Genomic DNA, 13915 nt, shown 5'->3' on the forward strand with positions numbered 1-13915 from the left:
AGTGTACAGGGTCCGAAGGGGTGCTCGCGCACGGCTTTTGGCGTGGCCCCCCGACAACCCCTCGGGCTCCCTACCGACCGGGCAGGACGTGCCTGGCGGCGATCTTCTTCGCGGTGTCCGAGTCGGGCCCCGGCTGCGCCACGAAGACGGCCTCGCGGTAGTAACGCAGTTCCGCGATGGACTCGCGGATGTCGGCGAGCGCGCGGTGGTTGCCGTTCTTCTCGGGGCTGTTGAAGTACGCCCTCGGGTACCAGCGGCGGGCCAGCTCCTTGATGCTGGACACGTCCACGATGCGGTAGTGCAGGTAGTCCTCCAGGGTGGGCATGTCCCGCAGCAGGAAACCGCGGTCCGTGCCGACGGAGTTGCCGCACAGGGGTGCCTTGCCCGGCTCCTTGACGTGCTCCCTCACATACGCGAGGACACGCTGCTCGGCGTCCTCGAGCGTCGTGCCGTCCGGCAGCTCGGCGAGCAGACCGGACGCGGTGTGCATCTCACGCACCACCTCCGGCATCGTCTCCAGGGCCCGCTCCGGCGGGCGGACGACGATGTCCACGCCCTCGCCGAGCACGTTCAGCTCGGAGTCGGTGACGAGGGCGGCCACTTCGATGAGCGCGTCGTTCGACAGCGAGAGGCCGGTCATCTCGCAGTCGATCCACACCATGCGATCGTTCATGTGTCTAACCTTACGGGGCGCTGCGCTCGGCGGGACCGGACGGCGTGCCCCGCGGTGCGGGTGTGCACGTCACAGGGGCTGCCGCCCCCCGGGCCCCCGCGGGCCCCGTCCGCACATCGCCGGACGGGCTGGCTGTGGCCCGGGCGGGCTCGCCAGGTGCGGGCCGGCCGGTCCGGACTCCGTCCACTCGGGCCGAGGGGCCGGGGGGCCGGGGACGGCCGAAGGGCCGGAGGCGGGTGCCTCCGGCCCTTCGGTTTTTCTGCTCGTCGGTCACCTCACGGCGCGCTGCGCTGGCCCGGGACGCCCGGGGCCGAGGCCGTCAGGGACGGGCCCAGGGCGCTTGCCGCCGCGGTGCGGCGGGACTGGTGCGGGAGCGGGTTGTCCGGGTGCAGGGCCGGCGGGACCTGGTGTCCCGCGTGGCCCGGCTGGCCCGGCGGGAGGGCACCCGGGTTGCTCTGGCCGCCCTCGGTGTCCTGGCTCCGGTCGGCCTGCGGGCGCCGCGCGCGGTACGCGGCCCGGTAGGCGGCCGGGGACGAACCCAGCTGGCGCCGGAAGTGGCCGCGCAGCGCGACCGGCGAGCGGAAGCCGCAGCGGCCGGCGACCTCGTCCACCGAGTAGTCCGACGTCTCCAGCAGGCGCTGCGCCTGGAGCACCCGCTGCGTGATCAGCCACTGCAACGGCGCGCTGCCGGTCAGCGAGCGGAAGCGGCGGTCGAACGTACGACGGCTCATGTACGCGCGTGCCGCCAGCGTCTCCACGTCGAACTGTTCGTGGAGGTGCTCCAGCGCCCAGGCGACGACCTCGGCGAGCGGGTCGGCGCCGATCTCCTCCGGTAAAGACCGGTCGAGGTAGCGCTCCTGACCGCCGCTGCGGCGCGGCGGGACGACCAGGCGCCGGGCGAGTGCCCCGGCCGCCTCGTTGCCGTGATCCGTGCGCACGATGTGCAGGCACAGGTCGATTCCGGCCGCCGTACCCGCCGACGTCAGCACGTCGCCGTCGTCCACGAAGAGCTCCCGTGGGTCGACGTGCACCGACGGATAGCGTTTCGCCAGCGTCGGCGCGTACATCCAGTGGGTGGTCGCGGGCCGGCCGTCCAGCAGGCCCGCCGCCGCGAGGACGAAGGCACCGGTGCACAGCCCGACGATGCGGGCGCCCTCCTCATGGGCCCGGCGCAGTGCGTCGAGCGCCTCCTCCGGCGGTGGCGAGGTGATCGACCGCCAGGCCGGCACCACGACGGTGCCCGCCCGGGCTATCGCCTCCAGGCCGTGTGGCGCGGTGAGTTCCAGGCCTCCTGTGGTCCGCAGCGGGCCTTCCTCACCGCCGCACACCAGCAGCCGGTAGCGCGGTACGCCGGCGTCCTGGCGGTCAACCCCGAACACCGACAGCGGTATGGAACTCTCGAAGATGGGGCCGCCGCTGAACAGCAGCACCGCGACGATCTCCTTGCGGCGTCGCCCGGAGAGTTTCCGGGCCGCGGTTTCCGGCGCGGCAGTGGAGTCGTGGCTCATCCTGCTAAGCCCCCCTCGGTGGTCGCGGCTCCTCGGTTGTGTCGCTCCTGCACGTTTCCCCTCGGTCCTGCACGAGTCCCCCGCCGTAAGACATCAAGATCGAATCTACTGTGTCCCGTCGCGCCCCGGTGGCCAGTTCGGCACCCGGTGCATTGTCGACTTGGCAACTTGGCGTGAAGCATTCGATCACGAAGGGTTGCACTCGTGGGCCGTGCAGGGAAGTGCGCCTTGTCGCGGTGGCCAATCCCCGTAGGGTGCGCAAGGCCCGTGAGGCCCTTTCCGTGCAGGTCGAACGGGGGTCGGGGGTGGGGTGCGGCAGGGGATGCACACCAGCCAGAAGTTGGCTGAAAAGATATGGGCGCGTGCGTGGAAACCGGTCAACCGACCGGTGTACCCCCGCCATCGCGTCGAGGTCCCCCCGTACCCCGGTTCCGGTGCGCCATGCCGGCCCGGCCGGCGCTTCCGGGACGCGGACCGCGGCCGTGCGGCGGCCCGTTGGAGCGGCGCGTCAGCGGCCGGCCGGCGCCCGTGACGGCGGCGAGGCCGAACGCGACACCGGCGGCACCGGCCGGGGAGGACCCGCGCCGCGGCGGGACCAGCGGGACGAGCGGGCGGCCGGCCGCCGCCCGGTGGACATGAGCTGCTCCCTGTGGCGTGGCTCACGGGTTCACCGCTCGGCCGGACCGCCGGGCACTGCGGGTCCGGGGCGCACGACCCGGAGGGGACCACTCTCGCGGCCAAGTGAATTCTGTGCAAACCGCCTGTACGGGGCAGCGACCATTGCGTGACCGGTGACCCCTCGTGCATGCTCCGGGGAACCCGTCGGCGACCGGGTGCGGGATCTGGGCTCAGGAGGCGTGCCGCCGTACCCTGGAGGGTATGGGGTGGGGAAGCCATTTCCCGGACACAGCCGCCGCACACTGTCGTCCCCATCAAAAGGATCACAACCCCGAGACAGCCATGGCCGGTCACGAATTCTTCGAACCAGCGGACCGCAAGCGGCCGGTCGCCGATCCCACGGCGGCCGAACCCCTGGCGGCGGAGGAGTCGCGCCACGCCTGCGACCCCGCGTTCCGGCACGGCGTGGTCGTCGGCTTCGACGGCTCCACCTCCAGTGAGCGTGCCCTCGCGTACGCCATCGGCATGGCGCGGCGCTCCGGCTCGGGTCTGATCATCGTCCACGTCGCCAACCGGCTGCCCACCACGGTGTGGGCGGGCTGCGAGCCCCCGGTCTTCGTCGACGTCCCGGACCACCGCACGGAGGTGCTCGGTCTGGAGCTGGCCTGTGCGGACTATCTCGCCGAGGTGCCGTGGATCCTGGTCGAGCGGGGTGGGGACATCTGCCACGAACTCGAAGAGGTGGGGCGGGAGTACTCGGCGGACGCGATCGTCGTGGGTTCCACCCACGGTCTCGTGGGACGGATCTTCGGGTCCGTTGCCGGGAGGCTGGCGAAGCGGGCGCAGCGGCCGGTTGTTGTCATTCCGTAAGGCGGTGAACCCCATGTGTCGAGTGGCGACACATGGGGGTCCGTTCTGTGACTCGGCCTCCGCGGGGGGCATGGGGACTTGTCGCGCAGTTCCCCGCGCCCTGAAGGCAGGGCGCTACTCGACCGTTACCGACTTCGCCAGGTTGCGGGGCTTGTCGATGTCCCGGCCCAGGGACAAGGCCGTGTGGTAGGCGAGGAGTTGGAGGGGGATGCCCATGAGGATCGGGTCCAGTTCGTCCTCGTTCTTGGGGACGATGACGGTGTGGTCGGCCTTTTCCTGCTCCTGGTGGGCGACGGCCACGATCCGGCCGCTGCGGGCCTTGATCTCCTCCATGGCCGCGCGGTTCTTCTCCAGCAGGTCGTCGTCCGGGACGATCGCGACCGTGGGCATGGCCGGTTCGATCAGGGCCAGCGGGCCGTGCTTCAGCTCGGAGGCCGGGTAGGCCTCGGCGTGGATGTAGGAGACCTCCTTGAGCTTCAGGGAGGCCTCGCGGGCCACCGGGTAGCCCCGGACGCGGCCGATGAAGAGCATCGAGCGGGCCTCGGCGTACTCCAGGGCCAGCTTCTTGATCTCCTCCTCCTGCTCCATGATCTCGGCGATCTGCTCCGGGAGCCGGCGCAGGCCCTCGATGATCCGCTTGCCGTCGCGCACCGACAGGTCACGGGTGCGGCCCAGGTGCAGGGCGAGCAGGGCGAAGGCGACCGTGGTGTTGGTGAAGCACTTGGTGGACACCACGCAGACCTCGGGGCCGGCGTGCACGTAGACGCCGCCGTCCGCCTCGCGGGCGATCGCGGAGCCGACGACGTTGACCACGCCCAGCACCCGGGCGCCCTTGCGCTTCAGCTCCTGCACGGCCGCCAGCACGTCGTACGTCTCACCGGACTGGGAGACCGCGACGTACAGGGTGTCGGGGTCGACGACCGCGTTGCGGTAGCGGAACTCGGAGGCCGGCTCGGCGTCGGCGGGGATGCGGGCCAGCTCCTCGATCATCTGCGCGCCGATCATGCCGGCGTGGTACGAGGTGCCGCAGCCGAGGATCTTCACGCGGCGGATCCGGCGCGCCTCGCGGGCGTCCAGGTTCAGGCCGCCCAGGTGCACGGTGGAGAAGCGGTCGTCGATCCGGCCGCGCAGCACGCGGTCCACGGCCTCGGCCTGCTCGTGGATCTCCTTGTGCATGTAGGTGTCGTGGCCGCCCATGTCGTAGGAGGCCGCCTCCCACTCCACGGTGGTCGGCTCGGCGGTGGTGCGGGTGCCCTCGGTGGTGTAGGTGCGGAAGTCGTCGGCCTTCAGGGTGGCCATCTCGCCGTCGTCGAGGGTGACGATCTGCCGGGTGTGGGCGACCAGGGCGGCTATGTCGGAGGCGACGAACATCTCCTTCTCGCCGATGCCGAGCACGACCGGCGAGCCGTTGCGGGCCACGACGATGCGGTCCGGGAAGTCGGCGTGCAGGACGGCGATGCCGTAGGTGCCCTCGATGAGGCGCACGGTCTCGCGGACCTTGTCCTCCAGCTTCTCGGCCTGGGAGCGGGCGATGAGGTGGGTGAGGACCTCGGTGTCCGTCTCGGAGAGGAACTCGACGCCGTCCGCCTCCAGCTTGCGGCGCAGGTCGGAGGCGTTGTCGATGATGCCGTTGTGGACGACGGCGACCTTGCCCTCGGCGTCCAGGTGCGGGTGGGCGTTCACGTCGGAGGGAGCGCCGTGGGTGGCCCAGCGGGTGTGGGCGATGCCGGTGGTGCCCTTGAAGCGCGCCGGGACCTTGGCCTCCAGGTCGCGCACCCGGCCCTTGGCCTTGACCATCTTCAGGCCCGCCGCCTTGGGGGAGGTCACGGCGATGCCCGCCGAGTCGTAGCCGCGGTACTCCAGGCGCTGCAGGCCCTCGAGCAGCAGGGGCGCGACCTCACGCCTGCCGATGTATCCGACGATTCCGCACATGTGGGTGTGTTCCTAGCTGTAGACGGTGGGCCGTAGGGGATCAGCCGTAGACGATGCGGCGCAGCTGCCGGAGCGAGAGCTCGGGCGGGGCCACCGCGCGGTACCTGAGGTCCGCCTCGATCCGTTCGAAGATCGTCGCGTTCACCAGGCCCTGGGCCTGGAGCTCGCGGTGGCGGCGACGGACGTACTCCTCGGTCGTCTCGTCGAAGTAGGCGAGCACGTCCTGGATCACGCGCAGCGCCTCGCCCCGGCTGAGGGGCGTGGACCGCGTCAGATGATCAACAAGTTCGTCGTGCACCCGATGATCCTGGGGTACCGGCGGCGGTTTCGCAAGAAACGTGCCCGATTTCGGGCAGGGGCGACGGGTGGGGGCTGTATGAGGTCTACATGCGCTTCAGGATCGCCTGTTTGGCCAGGGTGAACTCCTCGTCGGTCAGCACCCCGGTCCGGTGCAGCTCGCCCAGCTCCCGCAGCCGGCGCAGCAGGGCGTCGTGGCTGTCCTCGGCGGGCGCGGGAGCGGCGGTCGGGGCAGGGGGGCGTACGGCCTCGGCGGGCACCTCGGGACGGTGGTCGACGGCTGCCGCGGGGTGCGGCAGCCGGGCCTGGACGGCGGCGGCGACGAGCGCCATCAGCGGGTCCTTCTTGAACCCCCACAGCTCCACCGAGTGGGGGTCGTACTTGGCCGGTGCCTTGGTGGGGGCGTTGCGCACGGTGAAACGGAGGTGGCCGTTGTCCAGGCCGGCCGCCGGCTGCCACTCCACCGCGATCAGGTCCGTCACCGCCAGGGTGCGGGTGCCGGCGGCGGCCTTGGCGTCCTCGGTCTTCCAGTTCCACTCCAGCCGGACGCGCTCACCGTCGAAGCTCGCCGTGCCGTCCCCGGCGGAGACGGACAGCGGCACGGACGGGCCGGGCAGCAGATACTCGGTGACCGGGTCGGCGGGGATCCGGTCCAGCAGCAGGGCGGTGCGGACCTCCTCCGTGAAGTACTCCGCGACGCCGTAGCGGTCGGACTCGACGATCAGCTGGTAGGGGTCGTGCGGCTCGGTGAGCCGGCCGCCCGTCGCGTGCAGCAGCGGGTCGGCGCCGTGGCGCAGCCGCAGCTTGAGCCGCCCCGTCTTCTTGCCCTGCTCGAAGGAGATTCCCGCCAACGCCGTCAGGGGGAGCACCAGTTCACCCAGGGTCCTGCGGAGCAGGCCGACATTCTTGTCCCGTCCGGGCGTCAGTCGCAGGGCGTCCCCGTCGAAGGCCCATGTGCCGTCCTTCTGGATGATTTCCGCCATGGGGGGATTGTTTCACCGGATCTGCGGGAGAGTGGTCTATACCCCATCCGGATTCCCTTGTGGAGCAACGGAGTTGAGTGTCGAGAAGGGAGCGCGTGTGAGACGGCGACGACGGCACCACGGAACGACTCCCCGCACCGCCCGGCTGTTCGGGTCCCTGCTGCTGGTCATGGCGGCCGGGGCCTTCACCCTGGGGGCGAGCCCCGCCCCCGGCACGGCCGCCGCCCCCGTCCCGCTGGACCGGGTGATCCCGGCCCCCGCGTCGGTGGTCCCGGGCGGATCCCCGTACCGCATCACCGAGGACACCCGTATCCGGGTCGACGGCTCCCGCGAGGCCCGCCGGGCCGGCGAGTACCTCGCGGACGTGCTGCGGCCCTCCACCGGCTACCCTCTGCCGGTCACCGAGCACGGCCGCTCAGGCATCCGGCTCCGGCTCGCCGGGGGCCCGTACGGCGCGGAGGGCTACCGCCTCGACAGCGGCCGCTCGGGCGTCACCCTCACCGCCGCCGCCCCCGCCGGGCTCTTCCACGGCGTGCAGACCCTGCGTCAGCTGCTCCCCGCGGCCGTCGAGAAGGACTCCGTGCAGCCCGGGCCGTGGCCGGTGGCGGGCGGCACCATCGAGGACACCCCGCGCTACGGCTGGCGCGGCGCCATGCTCGACGTCTCCCGGCACTTCTTCTCCGTCGACGAGGTCAAGCGGTACATCGACCAGCTCGCCCTGTACAAGCTCAACACCCTGCATCTGCACCTCAGCGACGACCAGGGCTGGCGCATCGCCATCGACTCCTGGCCGCGCCTGGCCACGTACGGCGGCTCCAGCGAGGTCGGCGGCGGCCCCGGCGGCCACTACACCAAGGCCGACTACCGTGAGATCGTCCGTTACGCCGCCTCCCGCCATCTGGAGGTCGTCCCCGAGATCGACATGCCGGGCCACACCAACGCGGCCCTCGCCTCCTACGCCGACCTGAACTGCGACGGCGTGGCACCCCCGCTCTACACCGGCACCGCGGTCGGCTTCAGCTCGCTGTGCGTCGGCAAGGAGATCACGTACGACTTCGTGGACGACGTGGTGCGCGAGATCGCCGCGCTCACGCCCGGCCGCTACCTCCACATCGGCGGCGACGAGGCGCACTCCACCCCGCACGACGACTTCGTGAGGTTCATGGAGCGGGTGCAGCCGGTCGTCGCGAAGTACGGCAAGACCGTGATCGGCTGGCACCAGCTGGCCGGCGCGAACCCGGCCAAGGGCGCCCTCGCCCAGTACTGGGGCCTGGACCGCACCGGCGGCGCGGAGAAGGAACTGGTCGCCGAGGCCGCGCGCAACGGCACCGGGCTGGTCCTCTCCCCGGCGGACCGGGCGTACCTCGACATGAAGTACGACAAGGACACGCCGCTCGGGCTGTCCTGGGCGGGCTATGTCGAGGTGCGGCGGTCCTACGACTGGGACCCGGGGGCGTATCTGCCGGGCGTGCCGGCGTCCGCGGTGAGGGGTGTCGAGGCGCCGCTGTGGACGGAGACGCTGTCGGACTCCGGTCAGCTGGAGTACATGGCCTTCCCGAGGCTGCCGGGGATCGCCGAGCTGGGCTGGTCGCCGGCGGCCACGCACGACTGGGAGGACTACCGGGTGCGGCTGGCCGCGCAGGGGCCGCGTTGGGACGCGCTGGGGATGGACTACCACCGGTCGCCGCAGGTGCCGTGGTCGTGATGCGGCTGCCGCGCCGTGGGGGCCCGTCGCGCGATTGGGCCCGAGCCGCTCAGTCCCCGGGGCGCTCGCCCCTGGGGGACACGCGCTGACGGGCGTCCCGGAGGACCGTACTCCGGGACGCCCGTCCGTTCGTGGGTCAGAGCCCCGCGAGGGGGTTCTTCAGGGTGCCGACCAGCTGGAGCGCGCCGGTCGGGTCCGTGAGGTCGACCATCTGCCGGTTGTCGCGCAGCTGGAGGCGGTTCAGGCAGGACAGCGCGAACTCGGGCGCGAACATGTCGTACCGGTCGAACTTGTCGGCCAGTTCCGGCACCGACGCCTGGTACTCGCGGGTGATCTCCGCGACCGTACGCCAGAAGCCGTCCTCGTCCAGGACGCCCTCCTCGGCGAGGTTCGCGGCGAGGAAGCGGAAGAAGCAGTCGAACACGTCCGTGAAGATCGACAGCAGCTTCTTGTCCTCCGGGACCTCCACGCGGATGCGGGAGACCTCCGGCGGCAGCACCGCGTCCGGGTCCATCACCGCGATCTCCTCGGCGATGTCCTTGTAGACCGCCCGCCGCACCACCCCGTCCTCCAGGACCAGGATCACGTTCTCGCCGTGCGGCATGTACACCAGGTCGTAGGCGTAGAAACTGTGCAGCAGCGGGACGTAGTACGCCCGCAGGTAGTGCCGCAGCCACTCGGCCGGGGCGAGCCCCGACCGCTCGATCAGCGCGCCCGCGAAGGACTTTCCCTCGTGGTCGACGTGGACGAGGGAGGCCATGGTGGCCAGGGACTCGCCGTCCTCCAGGGACGGCACGGGGCTCTCCCGCCACAACGCGGCGAGCATCTTGCGGTACGGCGAGTAGCGGTCCGTGGCCCGCTCGTACTCCAGGTGCCGGTAGCCGACCGCCGCCCGCTCCCGGATGATCGACAGCCCCGTCGACCGCAGCACCGGGTCGCCGGCGATGAGCCGGTCCAGCCAGTCGTTGATCGCCGGGGTCGCCTCCATGTAGGCGGCGGACAGGCCGCGCATGAAACCCATGTTGAGGACGGACAGGGCCGTCTTCACATAGTGCTTCTCCGGATGCGACCGGTTGAAGAAGGTGCGGATGGACTGCTGCGCCAGATACTCGTCGTCGCCCTCGCCCAGGCAGACCAGGTGCCGGCGGGCGATTTCGGCGGCGAAGGTGACGGAGAGCTTGTTCCACCACTGCCAGGGGTGGACGGGGATGAGGAGGTAGTCGGCGGGGTCGAGGCCCTGCTCGGAAAGTGTGTCGCGGAACCGGTTCAGCGTCACACTTCCCAGCTCGTCCCTCAGGAAGGACTCGTACTCGATCCCCGCCCCCGCCGTGAACGCGGCCCGTGAGCGGTGCGCGGCCAGCCACACCAGCTTCACGGGGTTCGCCGTCTCCGGCGCGTACGACAGGTACTCGTGGACGCCGAAGCCGAGCCGCCCGTTGTTGGCGACGAAGCAGGGGTGGCCCTCGGTCATGCCGGCCTCGATGGCCTGGAAGTCGCCACGCGCCAGCTCGGCGACCGTGATCTGCGGCTTGGTGAGCTTGTAGCAGGTGCCGGAGAGGGTGGAGGAGATCTCCTCCAGGTACACCGGCAGGATCTCGTCGCTCAGGCCCAGCGACTTCTGCAGCTCGATGAGGAAGTCCATCGCGGCGAGGGGAAGTTCGGTCTCGTCGCGGTGGCGGGTGATCGAGTCGGCGTCGACCTGCCAGTGGTCGAGGGCGCGGATCGTGGCCGTGAAGGAGTACCGCGTCAGGCCGTCGTCGCTGCGGACGACGTACCCGCCGCCGCCGGTGGCCTCCGGCGTGAGGAGCCGCTCGTGGGCGAACTCGGCGAGTGCCTTGCGGATCAGCAGGCGGTTGGCCCGCGCCCAGCGGTGGGGGGACAGATGCGCTACGGCGTCGGACGGGGTCATACGGCTACTCCTCGGGCGGCCGGGCTGTGCCTGTCGAAGAAGCGATCACGCGTACAGAAACTCAGCAGCGCGCGCTTCTCCGGCTTGTCGATCTCCTGGGCGGCCACGAAGCCGACGGCCTCGTTGAGCGCGTGCACGGCCTTGTTGCGCACGTCCGGCTCGACCACGACCCGCCGGGTGCGCGGGTCGGCGAACAGCTCCTCCATCACGGCGGTGATGACGGCCCGGGTGAAGCCGTGGATCGGCCGGTCGGTGGGCGCGACCAGGAAGTGCATGCCGACGTCGCCGGGCTCGGGCTCGTACAGGCCGACGAGCTCGACGTACCGGGGGTCGTACGTCTCCATCAGGAACGCCGGCTCGCCGTCGTGCAGGCCCAGATACGCGTGGTGGTGCTCGTGGGCGGCGATCCGCGTGTACTCGCGCTCGACGTCCTGGAGTTCCGCGTCCTGCATCATCCAGAACGCCGCCTTGGGATCGGTGACCCAGCGGTGCAGCAGCCCGGCGTCCTTCAGCGGGTCGAGGGGACGGACGGTGAACGTACCGATGCTCATACGGCGAACTCCTGGAACGCGATGGACTTCTCGACCGGGTAGTACTCGTTGCCGAGCATCTCGCGGATGATGGACGCGTTGCGGTACGGGCCCATGCCCAGGTCGGGGCTGGTGATGCTGTGCGTGTGGACGCCCGCGTTCTGCAGGAAGATGCCGCGGCCGGTGACGTCGATGGCGTAGTTGCGGGCGACGTCGAAGCGGCCGTGGCCGTCGAGGCGGATCCGGTCGCGGACCGGGTCGAGGAAGGCCGGCGGCTCGTAGTGGTAGCCGGTGGCCAGCACCAGGCCCTCGGTGCGGATCTCGAAGTCCTTGCCCTGCTCGTCCTGGCGGAAACCGAGCGTGTACCCGCCGTCCTCGTACCGCGCGGTGGTGAGGGAGGAGTTGGTGAGCAGCCGGGTGGGGACCGGCCGGTCGCCGCTCACGACGTTCTTCTGGTACAGCAGGTCGAAGATCGCGTCGATCAGCTCCGAGTTGATGCCCTTGAACAGGCCCTTCTGCTGCTTCTCCAGCCGGTAGCGGGTCTCCTCGGGCAGCGCGCGGAAGTAGTCGATGTAGTCCGGGGACGTCATCTCCAGGGTCAGCTTGGTGTACTCCAGCGGGAAGAACCGCGGGGAGCGGGTGACCCAGTTGAGCTGGTAGCCGTGGACGTCGATCTCGGAGAGCAGTTCGTAGTAGATCTCGGCGGCGCTCTGCCCGCTGCCGACGATCGTGACCGACTTCTTCTCCAGCAGCTCCGCCTTGCGGTGCATGTAGCGCGCGTTGTGGAAGAGGCCGCCGTCCAGGCCGCGGCACGGCTCCGGGACGAAGGGGACGGTGCCGGTGCCGAGGACCAGGTGCCGGGCCCGGTACGTCTCACCGGCGGCCGTCGCCACGACGTACAGCCCGGCTCCCTCGTCGTACGTCACCTCGGTGACCGTCGTGCCGAAGCGAATGCTGCTCAGCTGCTCGGCGGCCCAGCGGCAGTAGTCGTCGTACTCGACGCGCAGCGGGTAGAAGTTCTCCCGGATGTAGAACGAGTACAGCCGGCCCTTCTTCTTCAGGTAGTTGAGGAAGGAGTACGGGGACGTCGGGTCGGCGAGGGTGACCAGGTCCGACATGAACGGCGTCTGGAGGTGGGCGCCGTCGAGGAACATTCCGGCGTGCCACTCGAAGTGCGGCTTGGACTCCAGGAAGACGCCGTTCAGTTCGTCGATGGGCTCGGTGAGGCAGGCGAGGCCGAGGTTGAAGGGGCCGAGCCCGATGCCCACGAAGTCGTAGGTCGTTCTCGTGGTGTCAGGAAGCGCGGTCAAGGGACTCTCCCAAGTACTGCTCGGCGTGGCCGGCGATCAGATCGAGGACGGCGGCGATGTCGGCCGTCGTGGTCTCGGGGTTCAGCAGGGTGAACTTGAGATAGTGTCGCCCGGCGACCTTGGTGCCCGCGACCACCGCGTCACCGGAGGCGAACAGGGCCTTGCGGGCGTAGAGGTTGGCCCGGTCGATCTCGGCCGGGTCGGTGACGGTGGCCGGGATGTGGCGGAAGACCAGGGTGGACAGGCTCGGCTCGACCACGACCTCGAAGCGCGGGTCGGCGGCCAGCAGCTTCCAGCCCTCGGCCGCCAGGTCGCAGACCTCGTCGAAGAGGCTGCCGATGCCGTCGGCGCCCATCACGCGCAGCGTCATCCACAGCTTGAGCGCGTCGAAGCGGCGGGTGGTCTGCAGGGACTTGTCGACCTGGTTGGGGATGCACTCCTGCACCATGCGGCGCGGGTTGAGGTAATCCGCGTGGTAGGTGGCGTGCCGCAGGGTGGTCGCGTCGCGGACCAGGACGGCCGACGAACTGACCGGCTGGAAGAAGGACTTGTGGTAGTCGACGGTGACGGAGTCGGCGCGCTCGATGCCGTCGATGCGGTCCCGGTACTTCAGCGAGGCGAGCAGACCGCAGCCGTAGGCGGCGTCCACGTGCATCCAGGCGCCGTACCGCTCGCACAGCTCGGCGATCTCCGGCAGCGGGTCGATGGAGCCGAAGTCGGTGGTGCCGGCGGTGGCGACGACGGCCATGGGAACCAGGCCGGCCTCGGCGCAGCGCTCCAGCTCGTGGGCGAGGGCGATGGTCTGCAGCCGCTTGTCGTGGTCGACGGGTATCGCCACGACGGCGTCCGGTCCCAGGCCGAGCAGTTTCGCGGACTTCTTCACGCTGAAGTGGCCGGCCTCGGAGGCGAAGACGCGCAGCCTCGCCAGGTCCTCGCTCTTGGCCTCCTCGCGGGCGAGCAGCAGCGCCTGGAGGTTGGACTGGGTGCCGCCGGAGGTGAACACGCCGTCGGCGGCGGCGCCGAGGCCGATCCGAGCCGCCGTCCAGTCGATAAGTTTCCGCTCGATGAGGGTGCCGCCGGCCGACTGGTCCCAGGTGTCCAGGGAGGAGTTGACGGCGGAGAGCACCGCCTCGCCGAGCACCGCCGGGATGACGACCGGGCAGTTGAGGTGGGCGAGGTAGCGGGGGTGGTGGAAGTAGATCGCGTCCCGGAGGTAGACCTCCTCCAGCTCGTCCAGCGCCGCGGTGGTGTCGCGCAGCGGCTGGTCGAGGTCGATGGCGTCGATGCGGGGGGCGAGGGCGTCGACCGTGACGCCGGTGAACGGCCGGTCGGTGGTGGCGAGTTTGGCGGCCACCCGCTCGACTCCTTCGGTCACCGAGCGGCGGTACCGCTCCGCGGTGGTGTCGTTGAGCAGGTGCGAGCGCATGGGGGGTCCTCCGGTGGGGACGGTCCGGTGTGGGGCGGGGAGCGGCCCCGGATGCGTTACTTAGGTTAGCCTAACCTAAGTAACTAGGTGTACCCTCGTGCCTCGATCGTGACGGCGATCACTTAGGTGTCGGGAGCGGGCCGGGGTCACGTGC

At 70.6% G+C, this 13915-nt stretch carries 11 protein-coding genes; 2 read left to right on the forward strand and 9 right to left on the reverse strand.

Translation table 11 applies throughout. The features are described 5' to 3' along the window. Window positions 1-70: 70 nt before the first annotated feature. Both orn and IE178_RS01015 read right to left on the reverse strand, forming a co-directional pair. Window positions 71-673, reverse strand: a complete 603-nt coding sequence (gene orn / locus IE178_RS01010) for an oligoribonuclease (RefSeq protein ID WP_184760464.1) — start codon at window positions 671-673, stop codon at window positions 71-73. A 275-nt stretch (window positions 674-948) separates the two neighbouring features. After that, on the reverse strand, window positions 949-2181 hold the full coding sequence (locus IE178_RS01015) for a helix-turn-helix domain-containing protein (RefSeq protein WP_184760465.1): 1233 nt from the start codon (window positions 2179-2181) through the stop codon (window positions 949-951). 960 nt (window positions 2182-3141) lie between these two features. On the opposite strand from IE178_RS01015, the gene IE178_RS01020 reads away from it, so the two are divergent. Continuing rightward, the gene (locus IE178_RS01020) at window positions 3142-3669 is read left to right on the forward strand and encodes a universal stress protein (protein WP_184760466.1); all 528 of its coding nucleotides are present in this window, start codon (window positions 3142-3144) and stop codon (window positions 3667-3669) included. Window positions 3670-3783: 114 nt separating this feature from the next. Here IE178_RS01020 and glmS read toward each other — a convergent pair whose 3' ends face one another. The 3 genes from glmS to IE178_RS01035 form a co-directional block, all read right to left on the reverse strand. After that, window positions 3784-5601, reverse strand: coding sequence for a glutamine--fructose-6-phosphate transaminase (isomerizing) (gene glmS, locus IE178_RS01025; RefSeq protein ID WP_193510937.1), 1818 nt, complete (start codon window positions 5599-5601; stop codon window positions 3784-3786). Between the two features lie 40 nt (window positions 5602-5641). Continuing rightward, window positions 5642-5899 (reverse strand): hypothetical protein, encoded by a 258-nt coding sequence (locus tag IE178_RS01030; RefSeq protein WP_030869322.1) that lies wholly within the window; start codon window positions 5897-5899, stop codon window positions 5642-5644. 85 nt (window positions 5900-5984) lie between these two features. Continuing rightward, a complete protein-coding gene (locus IE178_RS01035) occupies window positions 5985-6881 on the reverse strand; it encodes a DUF4429 domain-containing protein (protein WP_193510938.1) in 897 nt (298 codons plus the stop codon). A gap of 97 nt (window positions 6882-6978) precedes the next feature. Here IE178_RS01035 and IE178_RS01040 point away from each other — a divergent pair, with 97 nt between their 5' ends. Continuing rightward, window positions 6979-8586: a beta-N-acetylhexosaminidase gene (locus IE178_RS01040; RefSeq protein ID WP_193510939.1), complete on the forward strand. Its 1608-nt coding sequence runs from the start codon at window positions 6979-6981 to the stop codon at window positions 8584-8586. 136 nt (window positions 8587-8722) lie between these two features. Here the strand turns inward: IE178_RS01040 and IE178_RS01045 are convergent, their stop codons facing one another. From IE178_RS01045 to desA, 4 genes are read right to left on the reverse strand one after another with little or no spacing between them, the layout of a single operon-like run. Beyond that, on the reverse strand, window positions 8723-10495 hold the full coding sequence (locus tag IE178_RS01045; protein ID WP_184760469.1) for an IucA/IucC family protein: 1773 nt from the start codon (window positions 10493-10495) through the stop codon (window positions 8723-8725). Next, window positions 10492-11046 carry a GNAT family N-acetyltransferase gene (locus tag IE178_RS01050; protein ID WP_193510940.1) on the reverse strand — a complete coding sequence of 185 codons (555 nt, stop codon included), beginning with the start codon at window positions 11044-11046 and terminating at the stop codon, window positions 10492-10494. Before IE178_RS01050 ends, IE178_RS01045 begins: the two co-directional genes overlap by 4 nt. Further along, window positions 11043-12335 (reverse strand): lysine N(6)-hydroxylase/L-ornithine N(5)-oxygenase family protein, encoded by a 1293-nt coding sequence (locus tag IE178_RS01055; protein ID WP_193510941.1) that lies wholly within the window; start codon window positions 12333-12335, stop codon window positions 11043-11045. The genes IE178_RS01050 and IE178_RS01055 overlap by 4 nt, the downstream gene beginning before the upstream one ends. Then, window positions 12319-13761 carry a lysine decarboxylase DesA gene (gene desA, locus IE178_RS01060; RefSeq protein WP_193510942.1) on the reverse strand — a complete coding sequence of 481 codons (1443 nt, stop codon included), beginning with the start codon at window positions 13759-13761 and terminating at the stop codon, window positions 12319-12321. Before desA ends, IE178_RS01055 begins: the two co-directional genes overlap by 17 nt. Window positions 13762-13915 lie beyond the last annotated feature (154 nt).

It is taken from the genome of Streptomyces griseoloalbus, from assembly GCA_014650015.1.
Taxonomy (GTDB): Bacteria; Actinomycetota; Actinomycetes; order Streptomycetales; family Streptomycetaceae; genus Streptomyces; species Streptomyces griseoloalbus.